Raw genomic sequence first — 22,682 nt, 5'->3', positions numbered from 1 at the left:
AACTCCATTAATTTTATTAGAATTCTAATGCTAAAGCGATACACCAAAACTGGCCTCGCATACTATGCGGCAACAAAGTTAGATGACGCCCGTACTTATGCGGAATAATGGTAATAGTTAGGTCTGGCTTTGGCAAAAAGCATATATTTTTATCTGGCCACTCGATCAAACACAACGCGTCTTTCTCAAGGTAATCACGAATACCCATGTACTCCAGTTCTTCGTGGTCGATCAACCGATATAGATCAAAGTGGTAAGCACGAATTACACCGATCTCATAAGGCTCCACCAAGGTAAACGTAGGGCTTTTAACTACCCCGATATAGCCTAACCCACGAATAATCCCTCTAGAGAGGGTAGTCTTACCAACTCCTAAGTCGCCTTCAATAAAAACTAGACCGACACCTGTCGTAACTTGAGCTATACGATGACCGAACAAAACCATAGCATTTTCATCAGCTAGTAATAGAGTTACATCAAACATTGCGACTATCCATTCAATAATCGAAAAAAAGCAGGTATCAGATTACTATCTAGCTTTGCAACAATCTCTATTGTATTCAGGTTTTAATTTTCAATGTGTACCAATTTAAGGAAATCAGTCTGAATCTCATCTATCGAGGTATTTATTAAATAAACTATTTCACCAAAATATAGCGTATTGTTAAAAATCTTAAGGTTATGTGGATTTAGCAACGACGAAGAGTCAGCTTTTTATAGGCATCGGCACCATCAACCAGGGTTGATGCAGATGATCTGAGATATTTCCTTTAGTGCTGGCTTATCTGCTCTAGCGCTAGCTAAGACGACTACTCCATCAACTCTCAAGTTTTGATAAAATGTTTGCGATAATGCTGCAGCTCAGCAATTGACTGGCGAATGTCATCTAATGCTAGATGCGTACTATTTTTATGGAAGCTATCCTTGACTTCTGGCGCCCAGCGGGCAGCTAACTCTTTCAAAGTAGAAACATCAAGGTTGCGGTAGTGGAAGTAGTTTTCTAGAGCTTTCATATGCGTATAAATGAAGCGGCGGTCCTGGCATACACTGTTACCGCAGATCGGGGATTTACCCATAGGTACCCATTTTTCCAAGAACACAATTGTTTTTAATTCTGCGTCAGCCATGCTAATGCGGCTGTCGTGCACTCGTTGCGTCAGGCCAGATTTACCGTGAATGCGAGCATTCCATTCGTCCATGGTGGCAAGTACAGCCTTACTATGATGAATAGCTATCACTGGACCTTCAGCTAAGGTGTTGAGATTGCTATCAGTGACAATTGTTGCCATTTCAATGATTACGTCAGTATCTGGATTTAAACCGGTCATTTCTAGATCGATCCAGATTAAGTTCTTTGGGTTATGCATAGCTTTGGTCTATTAGCTCTTTAACATAGAACACAAGGCCTAGCAGGCTACAAGCCTGTTAGGCATAAAACGCTTTACCTAACTGTTGTGGTATAGACATAGAAGAATCAACGGCCAAACGCCAGCTTAGTAATCGCCCAAACTGGCATCCTGAAAGACCTAATATAAACGCACTTATAAACATAAGTCTTTATTCATAAACATTATGGAAGGTAGCAACCTAGGCCATAAACAAACTAGAATTAATACTAAAATTTAGTATACATGTCGAAGTCGAAGCGCTAGAAGGCAATCTTATAGGTAAGGTGTTTCGTTACTAATATACGCGCTAACTTACCTTTGCCAGTAACTGGCGACCAAGTAATGTGTAGTGTCAGCAACCATATCACCGGCATAATCGTCACCCAGCTATCATATATCACTACAGTACGCCATTAGGACAGTTCGTATCCAGCCTAAACCGGTAATAGCTAACGTCATTAATCATCGTAATAGTGCTCGTAACCACTACTTACACTGTATACTACCATGATCGGCCGCTACCTAGTAGCGGCCGATCATGCTTGGATTCGTCTGCTGTTATTGCTGAATAAATTTTGACCTACTTAATGAACAAAACGCTCAGATACTCAACGCATTACTAGCAGTGTATAGCACATTAAGCTACTCTGTATTAAAAGTCTCAGCGCATTATAGCAATGGCACAGAACATCTGCAGCAGCAGTTATACTGACATATCAGTAGACTTATTGGCTGGCCTATCGTAGGCAAATCATTATTAGTCAGCAACTTACTGCCAAAAGTTAAAACTCGCGTTGGCCAATTGTCAGAGCTATCCGAGCAGGGTACAAACACTACTACTGAAGCGCAGCTGTTCCACTTCCACGGTAGCGGTAAACTGATTTGCCTCTCCAGACATCTGTGCATTCAGCTTCGACCACATTAACTGTAGCAATATAGCAGCAGGTTTCATCGAGCTCAACGACCTCATTAGCGCTTGTCACTTACTTGACCGCAAACACGACCGAGAGCCTGGTTGCGCCTTAATTGAGGCTCTAGAAGATAGCTGCGTACAGCGGTAACGACTGAATAACTATCAGCTAATTGATATCAGCTTACCTGGAAGTAGTTCATAAACCATAAATATAACATACTACAATTATCGCAACATTTTATATCTTTATTAAGATCCTGATACTGACGGAATGGCTATAGAATCTATCACACCACTACCACATAAAAATATTTAACTCATACCGCAGCACATTGGTACCGACAGTATTTACTATGGTTAAATTACATTAAGAATCAGTTGGCGCTTACCTTGCGTATTTTTATCTTAGGTTAAGACTAAGATATTGACTTAAAGATTATTTTGGTGAACCTAATCTTTAGGACTAAATAGCTTAAAATAAGTAAGGCTTACCACATAAACTACTGACAAATCAGAAGAGCGGCTCAATGCCAGAGTAAGCTGGGCAATATTATTATTAGTTAATTAAAGCTATTAGCTGCTTGCGTTACTTCCAACCCTTAACTGCACACAATGCGGCGTTAGTTTAACTGCTAATTCGAATGATTATTCGGCATCACCTTGATAAGTATTACTTATACCAGCATGAATGTCTTCAAATTAAAATTTGAAGCATATACCACTGACGCCTAACATTAACCAATGCGATGGCATCAATATTTTAGATATTGCAACCATTCTAGTATAACTTCGAAGACAATCGAATATTTAAATATCAGCAGTTACATGTTTTCATCAGCCATAGCCTTCAGCTATAACTTAAAACGCTATTTCTCGACCAATTCACTCATGCTCTCGGCATTGTCACGCTTGATCAAGATGTTTTTTCTAAAACTATTCAGTCTTAATCTTGTCGTTAACGATACGCTGAGGCACTAAGTTGTAGCAAGCCACCTAGGTGAATCAATAATAAATATGTTGTTTTTATAAAACCAACTGAGTCTTTACAGTGGCTCACTATAATGATTTTCTATTTGGGCTTAAAGGTTAGCATCATTAAAAGCACCAGCAAGAACATTACCTTCGCCGCTGTCAGGTCGGCGAAAGGTAATGTTCTAAGTGTATCTATGCCGCGAAGCAGCAAAGCTGCTTAGCTGGTTTAATGATTATTGACTAATTATTTGCAAGAGCTTAGCTACTGTGAAGTAGATAGATGCAGCTCAAAAAAACTTAAGCAATTTCAAATAAGGCACTACGCGCTAAACTTCCACTGCTAGAAATTACAGCATACTAGTCATTGGTACGTGGTTATCAGACTATTATCTGTGCAGATAAACAGCTCAATATCAACTAGCTTTTCAAATACATGGAAACCACGATACAGAATAATACACCGTATCAGTTAATGACAAATATACGCAGTCATGCGTTATATTAGCGTGCATTATCATATGCCTAGCAGAAATTTAGCCAGTAGCAGCATCTGAAATGGTTTTTATGTTTTCGTGACAGGCCCTGTATAGATTATCGTAGATTAACTTAAGCACTTCTATAATAAATAGACCAATGCAGGAGAAACGAAATTACAATATGCTTATTGACGCTTAATCATATACATGGTTATGTAGCCATTGGTTAGCTAGCCAATACTGGCACTGTCGATTATCAGCATCTCAAACAACTGGATTGACATAGCAAGTCTATCGTGGTGCTTAGTACACATACTAAGCACATCTATAATTACGCCGATAATTATAGCATATGCAATTAGTACTAGCATCGTTAAGTGAATAAATATATTAGCTACCATAAAAACTATTACTATTTAATCAACAAAACTGAACTAGCATATTAACCAGTGAAAGCAAAAAACTAATTAGGCACGCCCTGGGCATATTTTAAGCACAAATTATGCTCACGTCACAATCATGACAAATAAAATAATGGCATCAAAATACAAAAAACCACCATCCATTGCCGCTTGGATTAAACTTTTAAATTATGCACTGTTGCCTGTTCTTTAAAATATTCACACGTAGTTTTCAGCACTGTTGCTACCTGTCTTACATCCCTTACGTGCCAATAAACAACTGCTATTGCGTGACCTTAGCTGCAATAGCTACGTGCTGATGCTAATGATCGTGGCTCATAGGTAGACTCTGGCGCTAACCATAAAGCCTACTATATAAAACCTATTGCAAAGTGGGTAGGCCACTAGAACCCATCCACGCAATGTCTTATCAACCGTAGTATATAAATATATGCACTACTGGTTTATCTATTTTATAGCTAATATTTACACCTAGGAGACTTCATATGCCAGACTTCTCTGGTTTACCATTGGTAATCGAGCCTAGTGATCTATTCGGTCAACTAAATGCCGAACACTTGATTCTGGTAGATCTCACCAGGTCTACCCGCTATACTGCAGGACATATCCCTGGCGCGCGATTTGTTGATCCTAGGCGCACTCAACTGGGACAACCAATGGCAGCTGGATTGCTGCCTCATAAAGCTAGCCTAGAAACACTATTCGGTGAACTTGGCCATACTCAAGACGCAACCTACGTAGTCTACGATGACGAAGGTGGTGGTTGGGCTGGACGCTTCATCTGGATACTCGACGTAATAGGTCATCAGAAATACCACTACCTGGACGGTGGCCTGCTGGCTTGGCTAGAAGCCAAGCACCCGGTATCCACTAAAGTGCCATCCAGAGTTAGAGGCCCGGTTAGTTTGACCTTGCATGAAGGCCCTACAGCTACCCGTGAATATCTACAAAGCCGTCTAGGTGCAACCGACCTAGGCATTTGGGATGCACGCGACCCGCTAGAATATTCCGGTAAAATAGTGCTCGCTGCCAAAGCTGGTCACATCCCTGGCGCGGTTAATTTAGAATGGACCGCCGGCATGGATAAATTGCATAGCCTGCGTATCCGCCGCAACATGCCGCAAATCCTCGAAAGTCTCGGTCTGACTAGCGATAAAGAAATCATCACACACTGCCAGACTCATCATCGTTCCGGATTCACATACCTACTAGCCAAAGCGTTCGGTTATCCGCGAGTTAAAGGTTATGCTGGCTCATGGAGCGAATGGGGTAATCACCCCAGTACCCCAATCGAGATTTAATGTTCACGGACGACTCATGCAGAAACAGTTGTTTATTCTCAGCCAATATTTGCTGCCACACCACTTACTGTCGCGTTTAATCGGCTGCATTGCTGAGTGCCGTGTATATTGGTTTAAGAACGTTATTATAGCCTGGTTCGTCAAGCGTTATCAAGTAGATATGTCCCAAGTACTAGTGGAAGACTTGACCGCCTACAAGAACTTTAATGCCTTTTTTACTCGCGCCTTAAAATATGGCGCACGAATTTTAGATCAAACCCAGGGTGCAGTACTGAGCCCAACTGATGGTGTTATCAGCCAGCTTGGCTCGATCGAAAATGGCCGTGTGTTCCAAGCTAAAGGCCACAGCTTCAACGTACTAGAACTGCTTGGCGGCGATTTGGCTCTGGCCACACCATTTATGGGTGGCGATTTCGCCACTATTTACCTATCACCAAAAGACTATCACCGCGTACATATGCCAATTGCTGGTACGCTACGTGATATGATTTACGTGCCTGGTCGAATTTTTTCTGTAAATCAGACCACCGTAAAAAATGTGCCTAAGCTATTTACCCGTAACGAACGCGCTATCTGCCTATTTGATACTGAACGTGGTCCAATGGCTATTGTTTTAGTGGGCGCAATGATTGTAGCATCGATTGAAACCGTATGGGCCGGTTTGGTTACGCAGCCTAAGCGCGAACTAAAAGCTTTCCGCTATGACCAAGCTACGCAAGCACCCATTTATCTAGAAAAAGGTGCAGAATTAGGCCGCTTCAAGCTTGGCTCTACCGCAATTGTACTGTTTAGCCAAGATCAGGTTAGTTGGGTGGAAAAGCTAATGACTGGTACATTGGTACAAATGGGCCAATGTATAGCATTTCCGAAGGCCTAATTCAGATCGATTGCACATTACAATACAAGGAGGCACACCTATATTAACAGTATCGCTTTAGCCGTCCTAGCTTATAACTAATTAGTGCAGTTATAGAAAACTAGCAAATAAACTATATGCAACCAGCCATAGCTAGAGATAGACAGTTAATATAATCAATATTCAAACCGTACTACACCGTGGACCTAGCTGATGCTACATAATTATTCTGAATTTACCTTGCAAAGCAGAGAGTATATTCACAAATGCGATATTTTATCCTAACCTTTTACTTGGTAATTGATAATCAGCCGCGGTGAAGCCACTCGATACATTAAGATATATAATATTAACTAATATAGCGAATAATCCACTTTAAGGCTATAAAACATCTTAATATTTATTAACTTTTAGTAATTATTTGGTGCAATTAGCATTTTACTAGTTCTAGGTATCTTAATATACCGCGCATCAACTTGATAGGCTAAAAGTTCAGTATAAGTAATCCGCTTGAAGCTAGTAAAAACCAATAATTTTTTCGTGCTACGCCACTGTTGTATTCCGATCGTATCATATAACTTTAGCCATAACTTAAACCATGGCCTGATCTATATATGGTGATTTATACCTGCGTTATGAATGTGCAACTGTAAGAGTGGCCCTTGCATAAGCAAGGCTATAAACCTTAGGAAAAGATCTGCTAATCTAGATCGCCATTGCAGCAACTTAGTTAGTAGAATGTAACGATATTTTTTTACATCATAACATGTTATTCAATAAACCCTACTAAAAATCCTGCCGATTATTTATATCGCTATCTATTATGCAGCGATCACAACTAGATCATGGCCAAAATCAGGCAGCGCTGAAGAACTGGCTACCAAATTAGGCTAAAGATCTGTATAAGAGCAAGATGACGGTTCAGGATATGAAGCCTAGTCAAATGCGCATAAGCCTTAACATATAGAAGCTATAAAGCTAATTATAACCAATCATGCAGCATGAGTATTCTTACGGCTATTATATTAATAATAGCCATAGTTTTAATCTTATATGTGCACTGGTATATTTCTATGCCACTAATACATTTGCATATATTAACAATATGATATTAATGAATAAATACACAATGAACGATTAATAAGATGAGACCAGTAAACCAGGTTGCTATATCTAAAACCTATAATTATTCTTAAGGCTTGAATCCATGCATAAATATAACGACATTTATTACAATAATAAGCCTTAACTCATAGTAAGTAACTATGCTATACCTAAAGTGTTATAAAAATATAATAATGTTAGCCTTTAATCCTGCACAGCTAAATAACACAGTACCTGGTACTACGACTACTATGCTAACATTGAAAATTGGTGCTCAAGACTAAATTAGTCTTGTCTACAATACGTCAGTTTTACTGAATTGCTGGATAGTTAATATAATTATCCAGGCTAGACTAAACTATCTAGCTCTACTAAAATGCCATTTTCTTTACTATAGCGATCTGTTGCTAACCGAGCTTACCCAAGATACGCTTATTTTGTTTTTTACGCATTCGCAATCTATTTTTGATAAAATCATCAGATCAATAAAAATTACTTGATATGTCAGCACGCACGTTTATGCCAGAATACAAGTCATGAAAATACAAACTGCATTAAATATTTGATACGGTTTGTATTTATTAATTTTGGAGCAGTAGCGAGCGCGGATACATAAAACTTACATGCAAGCCATAAAACTCCTATAATCCGTGCAAATTAGCATAACTGTTGTTATGTATCTATAACTGTTTAGCTATGTAGATTTTTTTCGGTGAAGTTGGTTTAACTTCAGCTTATACCTAAATCTGCTTGCGCTATACTTTGATAACTAGTAACTAGATTGGATAATTACAGCTGAAGCGAAACATAACTGCTATGTTAAATGAAAAAACAATATGCCATTTAAACTCATACTTAGGATGCAATAATATTAATATACATTGTATTCTAAATATAGAAATAATGCGATTATCGCGCACCTAACTACGACAATCGATGAGACGCCATTGAGCGTCAAGAATGGCTCACTGCGAAGCAGCTGAATTCAGCTTAAATGAGAAGCAATAACCTATACATCAACACTAAGCAATATTAATGTAGACGTAAGTAACACTAAGCTGGCCTACCTAGCTTAGTTGACTAAACACTTAGTGTAAGATTAGATAGTGGATATCAGGCTATCAATTACTCACGTAGCTTACAATATATGTAAGCTTGCTGATTAACAGCGTGCTGATGTTACAACAAGGTTTCCAGTTGTAAATAATCAGCAAGAACTAACGAGTAAAACAATAAGATCATGCGAATAGTTTGAAACTATCTAGGACTAGGCTTCAGCTATCTAAATGACACAGCGACACAGGCTGATATATACTGCAATACAACTAGATTACCCCAAAAGAAGCTAATGAACATCAAAATCAAAAAGGCGTCTAAGCAATTATCATATGATCATTGTGATCTATACTACACAGCGAATTAAAAATTATATTTTTTAATAACTTGTGCAAGTATGGATACAACAGCGTTAAGACTATATCGTTTATGAATGTTTGTCTCAACTTATTATGTAAAAACTTCTATTTAAGCTCTAAATCATAGACCTATAGCTTTGATATGCTTCAAACTGGAGTTTGAACTAATAAAGCATCTACCCGCTGAAAACCTCTTGGCAGCTTATTGCCACGGCAACCACGCTTACCATTGTAGTATGCAAGGCCGTCAGGGTGCAGTGACAACGTACGCTTGCCGGACTGAAGCACTAAAGTAGAGCTTTCTGAGATCACGGCAATGTCTGTCACATAATCTTCTCGACTAACTATCTGTTTCCAGGGAATACCGATAATCTTATTGCCTTTACCTTTACTCAACTGCGGCAAATCACTAATATTAAACACCAGCAAGCGCCCTTTAGTGGTCACTGACGCCAACCGATTACTTTCGCGATTCTTTATAGTACGCGGCAGAATTACCTTAGCGTTACTTGGCAATCTTAATAAGATCTTGCCTGTTTTATTCTTAGCCTGCAGATCTTTACCTGTAACTACAAAACCGTAACCTGCATCGGAAGCAACGACATATAATGCATCATCATCTGGCAGCAGCACACACTCAAAAGTTGCACCCTGTGGCGGAGTAAGACGTCCAGTCAGTGGTTCGCCTTGACCACGTACAGATGGTAATGTATGCGCTAACAACGAGTAACTGCGCCCAGTAGAGTCGATAAATACAGCAAACTGATTAGAACGCCCGACCGCTGCTGTCTTAAAACTATCACCAACCTTATACGAAAGGCTGGTAGCATCAATGTCGTGCCCCCTAGCAGAGCGAACCCAACCCTTTTTCGATAAAAAGATAGTAATTTTCTCGTTAGGCAAAGGCTCTATTTCTGTTAGAGTTTTTGCTTTTGCGCGTACAACAATTGGCGAACGACGATTATCGCCATAAGTTTCTGCATCTTTCATTAGCTCGCTACGCACTAATGTCTTGAGTTTAGTCTCGCTACATAATAGCGCTTGCAACTTAACTTGCTCCTTGAGCAGCGCATCTTGTTCGTTATGCAACCTTATCTCTGCAAGTTTTGCTAATTGACGCAAGCTGACATCAAGAATGTAATCAGCTTGAATTTCGCTCAGCTCAAAACAATGAATTAACTTTATTTTAGGATGCTTCGCAGTACGAATTATATCGATTACTTGGTTCAGCTTTAGGTAAACAATCAGCAAACCATCCAACAGGTGCAGGCGATGCTCAACATGATTTAAGCGAAATTGCAGGCGACGGCGTACAGTATGCATACGGAAATCAAGCCATTCCACCAGTAGGTTACGCAAATTTTTCAGCTGCGGCTTACCGTTGAGCCCGATAATATTGATATTAACACGATAACTAGACTCAAGGTCAGTGCTAACGAACAAATGCTGCATTAGCGCTTCACGATCAACCCGACTGTTATTTGGGATAATCACGATACGACATGGATTTTCATGATCGGACTCGTCACGCAAATCAGCTACTTGCGGCAACTTTGACGGCCTAGCTTGCATCAGTGTGGCAATCTGCTCTAATACCTTAGCGCCAGAGGTTTGGTGCGGCAGCGCCGTCACAACAATATTGCTGTTTTCAATGTGGTAAACCGCACTCATACGTACTGAGCCTCTGCCAGTTTCGTATATCTTAAGCAGATCGACGCGTGATGTAATGATTTCCGCTTCGGTCGGGTAATCCGGACCACGAATATATTCACAGAGCTGCGCGACCGTAGCATTTGGGTTATTCAACAAGCATACGCAGGCAGCAGCGACTTCGCGCAAATTATGCGGCGGCACATCGGTAGCTATGCCGACAGCAATGCCAGTAGCTCCATTGAGAAGGATATTCGGTAAATGCGCTGGCAACACTAGCGGCTCGTTAATGGTACCGTCGAAGTTTAGTCCCCAGTTTACGGTACCCTGACTTAATTCGCTGAGTAGCACTTCCGAGTAACGCGATAAACGTGCCTCAGTATAGCGCATGGCGGCAAATGACTTAGGATTATCTGGTGCCCCCCAATTACCTTGGCCATCTACTAATGTATAGCGGTAGCTAAATGGCTGAGCCATCAGAACCATAGCTTCATAACACGCCGAGTCGCCGTGCGGGTGGAATTTACCGAGCACGTCACCGACGGTACGTGCCGATTTTTTATGCTTGGAATTTACGTCTAAACCTAACTCACTCATGGCGTAAATGATGCGCCGCTGTACAGGCTTCAGACCATCGCCGATATGTGGCAAGGCACGATCCATGATCACGTACATAGAGTAATTGAGGTAAGCCTTTTCAGTGAAGTCAGCCAGCGATTGGCGCTCTACACCATCTAAACTGTCTGCATGAATATCACTCATACTCGCCCTATTGTTATTTGGTCTAGCACGGCTAGTGATATGCCGCTGTGCTAGATAAATTCAAGTTATTTTAATGCGTTAATACCAAACAATACTTTTCTCAACTATTATTACTAATTTACTGACTTATAGCCAAGCTATACGGGGGATTGAGGTTATATACCAAGGCGGCTATTTTGAGGCTACGTCCATTGGAGACGCTTAAGATTGCTAGCAGGTAACAATTTAAGCCCAAGATAAAATCGTTAATGTAACCGACACAAATATGTCGTCATTAGCCCATGCGTTAGACGTAAACTCCGTCAATTAACCATTAATCTAGTAATTAATAAATAAATGTTTTAGCCATCGCACTGCGATCTTGCTTCGATGTAGTAGTAGTGCCATCTAGATGCAACGAAAGCATTAGTGTATTCTTAATACACTTCGCGCTACTCAAAAATGTTTAACCGGGATATATCAGCGTCAACTGATACGAATATACATATATATCTAGCATGCTTGCCAGACAATACTATTGTTATAGCTAAAAACCACAGTCAATTGGTTAACATGACCTAATTCTACAATAAACAAAGCTATTCATAGCCTCACATACTTGATCTCAGCTGGATCAAAATTAACTTACGTCGACCGTACTCAGCGACCAGTCAAGCCTAATTATTTTTTGGTAAATCGCTAAACTTTTGAGTAAGTCATATCAAGCACAATAAAAAACAATATGCTATGTAAGTGACTTACGCGCTATGTGTTGGGTAATTTTGAACCATGTGAACATACTGCATGTATTTGCGCTTGCAGTTATTATTATATGGGCTTTGCTAACAAATATTAGTGGTTATCAGCAGCGTTACAAGGACTATATTCATGATCTAGGTTGCTACCATCAATGAACGAAGCAACCATCTGTGCATGAACAAAAAACTAAAGACAACATTTAACACCCGCACTAGAACTAAGTAGTATATTGATTTTTAGTGATTAATCTTTCCATATCAATATACCGTATTGAGGCTGTACATCTAATGTTGTAATAGTGGCCGAAAACCATGCATAGCTCTTTACTACGCAACTACAACATAGCTAAATTATAACAGAATACTATTGCAAATAGAGTCTAGGTAGTATTTTAAATAATCAGTTTGCAGTAAGCTATTAAGCACGGAGATCTACATGGCTAAAAAAGACACTAACTTATTCAACATTAAAATCACTACATGAAGAAAAACCGGTAGATATTAGCCCAAAACCTCAGTGAGACTACCTTTAGAGGCCAACCAAGCTTTGCGATCAGGTGCACGCTTCTTCGCCAGCAACATGCTCATCATTTTCGATGTGCTTGCCAGGTCCTCTATGGTTAACTGCACTAAACGTCGAGTGCTTGGGTCCATAGTAGTTTCGCGCAGTTGTAACGGATTCATTTCACCCAAACCTTTAAATCGCTTAACCTGAGGCTTACCGCATTTCTTATTAACTATTAAGCGATCGAGAATAAGATGGCGCTCAGTTTCATTTAAAGCATAGAAGATCTCTTTGCCAAGGTCAATACGATATAGTGGCGGCATCGCAACATAAACGTGACCAGAATCCAGTAAAGGGCGGAAGTGCTGCACAAACAACGCGCACAGTAACGTAGTAATGTGCAAACCATCAGAGTCGGCATCAGAAAGGATGCAGATTTTACCATAGCGTAGCTGGCTTATATCTGCCACGCCAGGATTCACTCCAATAGCCACAGAGATATTGTGCACTTCTTGATTAGCTAAAACTTCGCTACCATTAATCTCCCAAGTGTTAAGAATTTTGCCGCGCAATGGCAAAATCGCCTGAAACTCCTTATCCCGTGCTTGCTTAGCAGAACCTCCAGCAGAATCACCTTCAACTAAAAATAGCTCGGAACGCATTTGGTCCTGTCTAGCGCAATCAGCAAGCTTACCAGGGAGTGCTGGACCCTGGATAACACGTTTGCGTTCGACTTTCTTGCTCGCCTTTAGGCGATGACTAGCATTGCTCATCGCTAGTTCGGCTAGAGCTAGACCAGACTCCGTGTGTTCGTTAAGCCACAAACTAAACGCATCCTTGACTACACTAGAAATAAAAATTGCTTCATAGGATGATAAACGCTCTTTAGTTTGAGCAGAAAATTGTGGTTCCTGCATCTTCATTGACAGCACGAACGCAATTCGTTCCCACACATCTTCTGGCGCCAGCTTCATGCCACGTGGCAACAGACTGCGATATTCGCAAAATTCGCGCATAGCATCTAGCAGGCCTTGGCGTAAACCGTTAACGTGGGTACCACCATGAGTGGTGGGGATAAGGTTAACATAGCTTTCTTGCACACTGTCACCGCCTTCAGGCAACCACAGCAGCGCCCAGTCAACAGCTAATTTATCATTACTGACCAGGCTACCGCAAAACGGCTCGCCAGGTAGGCGTTTAAAGTTGCTGACAGAGTCTTCTAGATAAGAGCGCAGGCCGTCTTTATAGTGCCACTGGACCTTTTCGCTGGAATATTTATCTTCAAAGCTGACCAGTAAACCTGGACACAACACAGCTTTGGTCTTTAGTACGTGCTTAAGATGACCGATAGAAAATTTTGGCGAGTCAAAGTACTTTGGGTCTGGCGTGAAGTATACACTAGTACCGGTATTGCGCTTGCCAACTATACCGACAACTTCTAAATCGGTAGCCTTATAGCCATCGGCGAAAGTCATCTGGTACTCGTTACCATTGCGCTTAACCTTAACTCGCACTATAGTCGACAAGGCGTTTACTACAGAAATACCCAGACCATGCAAGCCACCAGAAAACTGATAGTTTTTGTTACAAAATTTACCGCCGGCATGCAGTTTTGTAAGGATTAGCTCAACACCAGACACACCTTCTACCGGGTGAATATCTACCGGCATGCCACGACCATCATCAGACACCTCTAAAGAATGATCGACGTGGAGAATAACTTGTATTAACCTGGCATACCCAGCCAAAGCTTCGTCAACGCTATTGTCGATAACTTCCTGAGCAAGGTGGTTCGGTCGACTAGTGTCAGTATACATGCCTGGGCGTTTGCGCACAGGATCGAGCCCTGAAAGAACTTCGATGACGTCGGCATTATAGGAGCTAGCACTTGTAGTGAGCATAGGATCTCATAGTGAATTATTCAATGAACGAGTAATTTGCGATGTTTAGCATATATATTATAGCGCTGCAAAATCAAAAGATTGATAATGATCTGCATTAATATCGGCAAAACTCAATATCGCCGGCAATTGTTGGGCGAATCCTTGATAACCATGATCGCCACCGATTTGGATACGCAAGACACAGGCACAGTAATATTGCTTAGCGAGACGATAATCTAGAGTTTTATCCCCAGTCTGTAACCATACCTGATATCGCTTTGCATCCTGTGGTGCTGGTACTTCTAGCTCGGCCAAGGCTGTGACATGATCATGGGTTAACTCCCAAATTTCATCTGTGTAGAGGTTTCTCTGAGTGCCAAGGTAACCTTTAAACATCAGATGAGGGCTAACCACTGGATTCACTAGTAGTGCTTTTAGGCCATAGCGTTCGGCAAGATGAGTTGCATAGTAGCCGCCGAGTGAGCTTCCAACCAACAGGGGTCGACCTAAATGCATAATAGCGTCTTCCAATTGAGGAATTGCCTGACGCGGGTGATGGTGCAGGGCTGGCACTCGCAGTTGGTTGCCCAAACCAAGACTATCCATTACAGTGGTTAGTTTAGTAGCTTTGTTGGACGCAGGTGCGCTATTGAAACCATGAATATACAAAATTGACGCTGACATACCTGGCTCTCTATGCTTGCACCAAAGAGGCGTAGTGTACAAGGAATGTAGACAAATCAGCTCCCATATTTTTTATCAATGTTTACAGTTTTTTAAATAAATATTACTATCATAGGTTGGCGGTAACTTCTAAACCGTGAACCAAGTTCTACACTAGTCTCCAACCATCTACCAGCATGAAAGCGCAGCCAGTAGCAGCCAGGTGCTTTCGTGCTAACCTTGAAGTCTTTGTTGCTGGGCGGAAAACTAAAGATAGGTAAACGGGTGACCTTAATTAGTCACACGCAGTTGCGCTCACGATCGATTTCCTGGTGCACATGACCACAAGGGCACACCCTGAACCCCCCCTACTGGAAACAGTCTAGTATGGCAAACAAATCTTTAGAAGTACGCAAGCCAATAGGCTCCAACCAAGCACAACTGATTGGGCGCTTGGTTGATGGTGAAAGCATACTATGATGATAGCTATTAGAAGTTTAATTTAGAGCTTGAGCTAATGATTATAGTGGCTGATTCTGTAAGTAACTAAACACTCAAAACTAGGTATAACTGAATCTAACATTGTAGCGCGCCAGTTGCTAATGTCGACCACTGACTCTAATCAAATCGCTTTGCATAGTAACGTAAGCCATGATCGGCAGTCTATCATGGTTAGCAGGAACCCTGCGCATAGTAGGGCTGATTTACCTGATCAAGTCGCGAAGTCGCTTGTAAGATTCAAGCGTGCTATCTTCAAACAAATGCCAGTTGACTAGCACTAAATATCGCTCTATATCTGCTGCTGGTACACCAAGCTAATTACGCGCTGCAGGCTATGGCGATATTCATGCCTAACAGTGTGCCATCGGCTTCGGCAAGCAAGTAGGTGGCTGTCTGATAACAGCACGAGCAGCGCTGAAAGTATTAAATTTCACGGTGAATATATTAAGCAAGGCGACCATCCTAAAGTAATCACAAGAATGCATATTCCTGGCATGATTATACTGGAGTAAGATAAAAGGAGGCAAGAAGCAGCCACATCTAACTGCACAACTTTAAACTCATGGCCTTAGGGACACAGGCAACAGCTTAATATATTCATTAATAAATACATTGAGCTGTGTTTTACTTGTCAGACCAGCGCATAAACACATTCAGATAAAGGTAAACGCTGTGGCTGTAAAAAGTAGCGCGCATATTCAGCTCTAATCAATTAAGCCATCCGCGCGTTGCGCGCGAATATGGATGCACCACCACAATAAAAGCAAAGATAATCATGATAGACTAAACTCCATAATGCGCGTGTTGTGAGCATAATGTATGACGGTAAACCAACACACCTCAAGGGCAGGCACTACGCGAGGCATCTATAGTCATGGCATTCAGAATGTATATTCTGAAGCGAGAACATCAAATACATATGATTGACCTAACAAGCAGCTTGTAGTCAGATTTGGTTAATTCAATTTTGTTATTATATCCTGACTGATATAGCTAACTTACCTCTATTATGCGAAGTAAGCGCAAGCGATTGCAGGCCAGCAATGCTAGTTGCGTTAAAAATTTTACTGTCATGTACTGCTTGCGGAGTAGTGTATTTAAACGCTTAGATAGTGACGTTAAGTTTTCCATTTTTGGTTAAAAACCGATATGCTGCTTAACTAGTTGCTATCTCGCTATCTCAATATATAAAATATAAGTAAACAGATGTATCACCGCTACCTGGCGATGGAAAAGATTTAACATTTTGACTGCAACGTGAATAACGTACAGCTAGCTTACTCATCGACTTTAAGATATGCAGACTAAAAAACTATTTAGCCTTATCAAGCTAGTCTACAACTATTAATAATACCAGCTAAGAAATTGCTATTTTGTTATTGTATTACGGATACAGCAATAAAACATACTACCGCATCATGCTAGACGAAAACTATGCGATTGATAGCCTAAGCTTAACTCTAACAATAAATTTCTCGTAGCGAAGTTATACACAATTAATCTTATTGAAGCTATTTCAGGCACTATCACGCTGAACAGTACTAATTGTACTCGATGTAGATTTAGTCAATATCAGTTATGGGCCTACTATCATTTAAGATAGCGTAATTCAAGTTATCTTAATATACTAATACACTTTTAGTACAAGATTTTTTCTAGTGACAAGCGTGCTGGCGCAAGTAAAACGTACTGTAGTTCATCTATTTATACACTATAAATACGCAGACAGCATAAAAAATTAGTAATAATATTGGTGTCTCGTTATCAGAATACTAATACAGCCACAACTAATTAGTTAACCACTCCTACCGAACAACTAAAATAGTTAGACCGAACTGACACACTACTGCCAAGCCAAGCTTTGGCAAACAAATTTAAAATAGTCATAGACAGATAGTGTTGTGTATTATGATGCTTTCAAAAACACCCTAAGCCAACCAATTACAGCAAGCTAAGCAAAAAGCTAGCAAGGCTATAAGCCTTGCCTCGAGATTAAGATTAAGCGCCACCATGAAGCATCAATTGATGTTCTTACCTATTAAGACGACGTAGGCAAGTAATGTATTTATCAAAAAAACACCGAGAAAGATTGCCTGCAATAAGCCGTATCAGTCTAAGCGGAGCGTGAGTGAAATAAGGTTATTCAGCCTCAAAGGCTATCAAGGTCAGTATCAATAGAAAACTTCTAGTGGGAGTAGGCTGTTAGCACAAACAACGAGTTTATTAAAGATAACTGCGATACCTAATTAGTGGTACTGTGGTTGAGTGCTCCAGGGTATGACTTAAAAATGGATTTCTTATTGTAAATTTAACTATTTTCTTTACTTGAACGTTCTGCCTGCTTAACCAAGTCCTTTGACGTAGTTTCACCATAGTAAATACTATATCGGTCTGCCTGACCTAGACTAGGGTCTTACTATACTTCTCATCATAACCTGAAACAAGCCTTGCTTATGGTATTGTCGCAAATTTGCGTGATCGGATACTATGTGGCTAATTTAGTAGTTAGCCTATATACATAGTAGTCTGTATCTAAGATACTTTATTAGCCGACGTGTTGCTAGCTAAGCAAGTTCCTGACGTAGTTTTCTTTAAACTGTATGCTTTTGCGTATATAATGAAACATTACATCTCAAGCATGCAGCAAATCGTAACTGGACATCGTAACTCCATACGGATCCAGCTAAACCTAATTAGTTTTAGCTGGATCCGATATTCACTAGTCTCGATCTTCCAGAAAAGCTATAAATCAAGAAACATAGCCGCGCTATAGATAGCAGCACAGGTAAATTGCTAACAATAATGCATTCCTTGTTTTAAATGGCGAGCACTACGGAATTGTTGCGCCAGAATAGTAAGACTGTACTAAATGGCAGCTGCGACGCTTAACGCCAGGAATGGCAAGCCGTAAATTATACAAGCTAAATTTATAGCATAATATTTATGCTATGTATAACTTTGTGCTATACAAACTCATAATGGCTATTGCCGTATTATACTATTGCTATATTATGTTATGAAGCAAAATGAGCAATCAGGGCAACTAAAGCGTTATTGCCAGCAAAAATTAATTTTGCTTGTATCTACCAACAAGCAGCGAACAATAACATAAACCTGGCTACTTGCTTGCGCACTAAACTTACACATAAAAAAAGAGGTGTTACCTTAAGCTAAGCTAGAAAACGGCTAGAGCGCGCACGAAATACCACACCACTTACTTTCACTGTGTAGTTAACACCAATATAGAACAGTTATAGATATGACCAGACCACTAAGCTAAACACAGCTCTCGCAGTTGCTTTGCGTTATCAGTGATAGCGATCAAACAGTTCATCTAAATCATCCAGTAAGCGCTTAAGGGCGCCCTGATTAGCCTGCATTACCTTCAATCCAGCTTCAGCCATCTTATGCGCATCCTGAGGCAACGCAAATAGTTGCCGCACAGCTTCAGCCAACTCCTGCGCATCATGCACTTCCAACAAAGCTCCAGCATTGCGCATCATTGCGCTAATTTCAAAGAAATTAAACGAGTATATCCCCATGATCACTGGTATGGCTAACGCCACAGGTTCCAGCGGGTTGTGCCCGCCAGCTGGTACCAGGCTGCCACCGACAAATGCAATGTCAGCTAAAGCATAAAGAAATAGCAGCTCACCCATAGTGTCGCCAAGCAACACTGATGTGCGTGCCTTTACTGGTTCACCACTAGAGCGGCATACTGTGGCGAACCCTTGTTGCCTACATAAATTTAAGATCTGACTAAAGCGTTCCTGGTGACGTGGTACCAAAATCAATAACGCATCAGGATAGTTTTCGAGCAGTTGACGATAAGCAGCCAAAATCACTTTATCCTCACCTTCGTGGGTGCTTGCAGCAATCCATATCTTGCGCTCGCTAGCACCCCATTGCTCGCGTAAAGCAGCAGCACGCATCGGTAGCTGTGGGTCAATAGTGAGATTGAACTTTATTGAACCAGTAACATCAATGGTTTCTTGACGCGCACCTAAGCTCAAGAAATATTGAGCTTCGGTGCGCGTCTGCACTGCAAATAGGTTTATTTTAGCCAGCATCGACGAGGTTAGTTTAGCAAAACGTGCATAGCATTTGACAGAACGTGCCGACATCCTTGCATTGGCCAGCGCCACAGGAATACCGCGCTGAGCGCAAGCATGAATATGGTTAGGCCATAGCTCGGTTTCCATTATCACAGCCAGCTCGGGCTGCACGTGATCAAGAAATCTCTTGGCGGCACATGGCAAGTCATATGGCAAGTAACAGTGCTGAATGCGTGGCTCATGAGCAAACAGTATTTGGATATGCTCGGACCCAGTTAGCGTCATGCAGGTGACAGTGATCGGTAGAGTAGGATAACGCTTAATTAAACCGCCAATCATAGGTGCAGCAGCAATTATTTCGCCTACGGATACGGCATGTACCCAGATGCCACCATGGTTCATTACCGGCAAACTATAAGCAAACCGCTCTCTGACACGCTTAGTATAAGCCGGCACCTTACGCGCACGTAGCCATAAACGTAAAAGCACTAATGGTAGCGCTAGGTAAAATAGATAGCTGTATAGAGTTCTATTCATAGCGGTGGGTCTTATCGGCTTTTCAGTAAACAGCCTGCAAGAACTCGATAAATCATTTATTCGGGAAGCATACAGCATTACTTAGAAATGCCTATCATGAAACTAGGCTATAAACCTACCAAGAGCACAGGAGGCGCTTATTCGCTATCTCAATCAATTATATATTATTGTTGATGGATGTGGTGTTGCACGCAATATGCTGAAGCAACCAAACTTAAGCTCTATACCCATAATCAGCTTATTATTTAGCCAATACGTAGTAACTATAGACCAGCAAAGCTAGCCAACTCACTGCATCACTAACTTAGATATATACTGGTTTAGGTAAACAGCAATGGCTGGCAAAACTACGCTTGACCATGATGTTTCACGTGCTGAGATCTTTGATCAGCAAATAATCTACATCACACACCATCATCATTTGCCAAACCACCTATTACGAGCTATTCAATAGCTCTATAAATTTGTTCGCAATAGAAAAGTAGCCCTAGGTCAACTGTGTATTCTATTAGCTTACATAATATCATAATCGCAGCAGGATGTGAGACACCTACATTTCCAGCAGTGAGTATTGCGCAAGCTTAAATATTTAACTCTGCTCTTTTCAGTAATATATACTATGCTAGTTGCGTTTAGATGTCGCTATCGGACAGATACCATCGAACACATAAGACTTAGCTACAAGTGCTACACCTTCAGAATGATAATCTAGCTGTTTACTGCTAATTTACTTCTTATTATATGGATATATAAAAATAAGCCCACTGCTAAAAATAAGCCCAGTATTAACGATATTGATAAAGGTGCATCTATTTTAGATTTTATTGCAAGCTAATAACTGAATTAATCTTCATATTAGATGAATAACGATTTTATCGCATCCTGTGAAAAGTTTGAGTATAAGTAGAACTACGCATACATCACTATAAGTAACACACTTCAAAAGTGTTGTTTACTTCTGTGCTGACCATTGCTATTTACTAGGAAGCAATCGCGACCGTTTCTATGAAAGTCACCCATGACTTAAGCGTGCGCATCCAGATACTACTGATTGTGGTAAGGGGAGTATGGCGTCGTATTTTTTGATACGCACAACAACAGTGTCTTACCTACAAGGCTAAGCCTAGCCCAGGCTGGCTCGGCAAAACTAAAAATCATACTGCTAATCATATTAATTAGTATCACAGCGATATGTTTTATAGACAAAAGTTAAATGTCCCAACTATATTTGGAAAAGGCTTTATCATGCTGAGCATCTTAGTAACTCTGCTACTCTTAAAAATTGTCAGATACTTAACCACCAATCACCACACTACTACTCAGTAACCTATATAACTACACATCTTGTCTTGAAAACTGAGGCCTTCAATGCTGCCTATTATTTCCACTGATATTTTGATTGTCGGGGCCGGAGTTGCTGGCCTCTGGCTTAATGCTCGCTTACGCCGCCAGGGATTTTCAACAGTGTTAGTAGAAAGCGCTACCTTAGGCGGCTGGCAAAGTATAAATTCCCAAGGAATTATTCACGGTGGTGTAAAGTACGCTCTGCGCGGTGTCTTTACCGGCGCTTCCGAAGCAATTGCTGATATGCCACGTCGATGGCGTGAGGCCCTAGCAGGTGACGGTGAACTAGACTTGCACGGTGTACGTTTGCTCTCCGAAGCTAATTATTTGTGGTCGCCTAGCACTACTGCTGGTAATCTAACTAGCTTCTTAGCTAGCAAAGCTATGCGTGGTCGTGTTGACCAGGTCAATGGCGACAACTTGCCGTCAGCTCTGCAAAGCAGCCATTTTAATGGGAAAGTATATCGTCTAGCAGAAATAGTGGTAGATGTGCCAAGTCTAGTCAAGCGTCTAGCAGCACTGGCAGGTGATGGTTTACTCGCAGGGCAACACATCGAACCTCTACTAAGAGGAGATGATACGCTCGTAGGTTTGAAAGTTGATGGCCGCGATATCCATGCCCAACGCATCGTGCTAAGTGCTGGTAACGGCATAACTAACTTACTGGCAGCCTTAGGCATGAACCAGCCAATCATGCAAAAACGCCCTTTACATATGGTCATTGCTAAAGGTCCAGGTTTGACGCCACTATATATGCACTGCCTCAGCAACAGTACTAAGCCGCACCTAACTATTACTACTCACTCGACTATTAATGGAAACTTGGTATGGTACATAGGTGGCGAAATTGCTGAGGCCGATGGCGTAAGGCGCACAAAGCAAGAACAGATTTCCACTGCGCAAAAAGAATTGGCGCAATTGTTACCATGGATTGACATAAGTCAAACCGAGTGGTCGACCTTACGTATCGACCGAGGAGAACCACTACAATCAGGCCTGACCCGTCCAAACAAAGCATTTCTCGCCGAGCATGGCCGTATACTGACAGGTTGGCCAACCAAACTAGCTCTAGCGCCTGACTTTGCTGATCGCGTGCTGAATGCCATAGAAAGCTGTGGTGTCCGCCCAAACGCTAGCGACGCATTACCCGACCTACCAAAACCGGTTTTTAGTCAGCCTGCCTGGGAACAACTGTAGC

General features: G+C 41.2%; 9 protein-coding genes and 1 pseudogene. 4 read left to right on the top strand and 6 right to left on the bottom strand.

Annotation, left to right across the window (positions count from 1 at the left end):
- Positions 1-16: 16 nt before the first annotated feature.
- Together tsaE and orn are read right to left on the bottom strand one after the other, a co-directional pair.
- Positions 17-484: a tRNA (adenosine(37)-N6)-threonylcarbamoyltransferase complex ATPase subunit type 1 TsaE gene (tsaE, locus tag C3B55_RS01000; RefSeq protein ID WP_129210683.1), complete on the bottom strand. Its 468-nt coding sequence runs from the start codon at positions 482-484 to the stop codon at positions 17-19.
- A gap of 340 nt (positions 485-824) precedes the next feature.
- Positions 825-1,367, bottom strand: coding sequence for an oligoribonuclease (orn, locus tag C3B55_RS00995; protein ID WP_129210681.1), 543 nt, complete (start codon positions 1,365-1,367; stop codon positions 825-827).
- 98 nt (positions 1,368-1,465) lie between these two features.
- Here orn and rsgA point away from each other — a divergent pair.
- The 3 genes and pseudogenes from rsgA (at position 1,466) to asd (ending at position 6,349) form a co-directional block, all read left to right on the top strand.
- A pseudogene (gene rsgA, locus C3B55_RS00990) lies at positions 1,466-2,449 on the top strand (ribosome small subunit-dependent GTPase A).
- Between the two features lie 2,207 nt (positions 2,450-4,656).
- Positions 4,657-5,472 carry a rhodanese-like domain-containing protein gene (locus C3B55_RS00985; protein WP_129210679.1) on the top strand — a complete coding sequence of 272 codons (816 nt, stop codon included), beginning with the start codon at positions 4,657-4,659 and terminating at the stop codon, positions 5,470-5,472.
- 16 nt (positions 5,473-5,488) lie between these two features.
- A complete protein-coding gene (gene asd, locus C3B55_RS00980; RefSeq protein WP_129210677.1) occupies positions 5,489-6,349 on the top strand; it encodes an archaetidylserine decarboxylase in 861 nt (286 codons plus the stop codon).
- Between the two features lie 2,645 nt (positions 6,350-8,994).
- On the opposite strand, the gene parC is transcribed toward asd, so the two are convergent.
- From parC to waaA, 4 genes are all read right to left on the bottom strand, one after another.
- Positions 8,995-11,259 carry a DNA topoisomerase IV subunit A gene (gene parC / locus C3B55_RS00975; protein WP_129210675.1) on the bottom strand — a complete coding sequence of 755 codons (2,265 nt, stop codon included), beginning with the start codon at positions 11,257-11,259 and terminating at the stop codon, positions 8,995-8,997.
- A gap of 1,238 nt (positions 11,260-12,497) precedes the next feature.
- Positions 12,498-14,402 (bottom strand): DNA topoisomerase IV subunit B, encoded by a 1,905-nt coding sequence (gene parE / locus C3B55_RS00970; protein ID WP_129210673.1) that lies wholly within the window; start codon positions 14,400-14,402, stop codon positions 12,498-12,500.
- 57 nt (positions 14,403-14,459) lie between these two features.
- A complete protein-coding gene (locus tag C3B55_RS00965; protein ID WP_129210671.1) occupies positions 14,460-15,068 on the bottom strand; it encodes a YqiA/YcfP family alpha/beta fold hydrolase in 609 nt (202 codons plus the stop codon).
- Positions 15,069-18,856: 3,788 nt separating this feature from the next.
- Positions 18,857-20,140 carry a lipid IV(A) 3-deoxy-D-manno-octulosonic acid transferase gene (gene waaA, locus C3B55_RS00955; protein WP_129210669.1) on the bottom strand — a complete coding sequence of 428 codons (1,284 nt, stop codon included), beginning with the start codon at positions 20,138-20,140 and terminating at the stop codon, positions 18,857-18,859.
- A 1,368-nt stretch (positions 20,141-21,508) separates the two neighbouring features.
- Here waaA and C3B55_RS00950 point away from each other — a divergent pair.
- On the top strand, positions 21,509-22,681 hold the full coding sequence (locus tag C3B55_RS00950; RefSeq protein WP_129210667.1) for an NAD(P)/FAD-dependent oxidoreductase: 1,173 nt from the start codon (positions 21,509-21,511) through the stop codon (positions 22,679-22,681).
- Position 22,682: the final 1 nt, after the last annotated feature.

Origin of the sequence: Candidatus Pseudomonas adelgestsugas (assembly GCF_004124255.1) — a bacterium.
Taxonomy (GTDB): Bacteria; Pseudomonadota; Gammaproteobacteria; order Pseudomonadales; family Pseudomonadaceae; genus Aquipseudomonas; species Aquipseudomonas adelgestsugas.
This window is presented reverse-complemented; position numbering and strand designations above follow the sequence as displayed.

Bases quoted from the DNA above. Each gene is read 5' to 3' on its own strand.
- C3B55_RS00950 (WP_129210667.1), top strand. From the start codon at position 21,509: ATGCTGCCTATTATTTCCACTGATATTTTGATTGTCGGGGCCGGAGTT.
- orn (WP_129210681.1), bottom strand. From the start codon at position 1,367: ATGCATAACCCAAAGAACTTAATCTGGATCGATCTAGAAATGACCGGT.
- C3B55_RS00985 (WP_129210679.1), top strand. From the start codon at position 4,657: ATGCCAGACTTCTCTGGTTTACCATTGGTAATCGAGCCTAGTGATCTA.
- C3B55_RS00965 (WP_129210671.1), bottom strand. From the start codon at position 15,068: ATGTCAGCGTCAATTTTGTATATTCATGGTTTCAATAGCGCACCTGCG.
- parC (WP_129210675.1), bottom strand. From the start codon at position 11,259: ATGAGTGATATTCATGCAGACAGTTTAGATGGTGTAGAGCGCCAATCG.
- parE (WP_129210673.1), bottom strand. From the start codon at position 14,402: ATGCTCACTACAAGTGCTAGCTCCTATAATGCCGACGTCATCGAAGTT.
- waaA (WP_129210669.1), bottom strand. From the start codon at position 20,140: ATGAATAGAACTCTATACAGCTATCTATTTTACCTAGCGCTACCATTA.
- tsaE (WP_129210683.1), bottom strand. From the start codon at position 484: ATGTTTGATGTAACTCTATTACTAGCTGATGAAAATGCTATGGTTTTG.
- asd (WP_129210677.1), top strand. From the start codon at position 5,489: ATGCAGAAACAGTTGTTTATTCTCAGCCAATATTTGCTGCCACACCAC.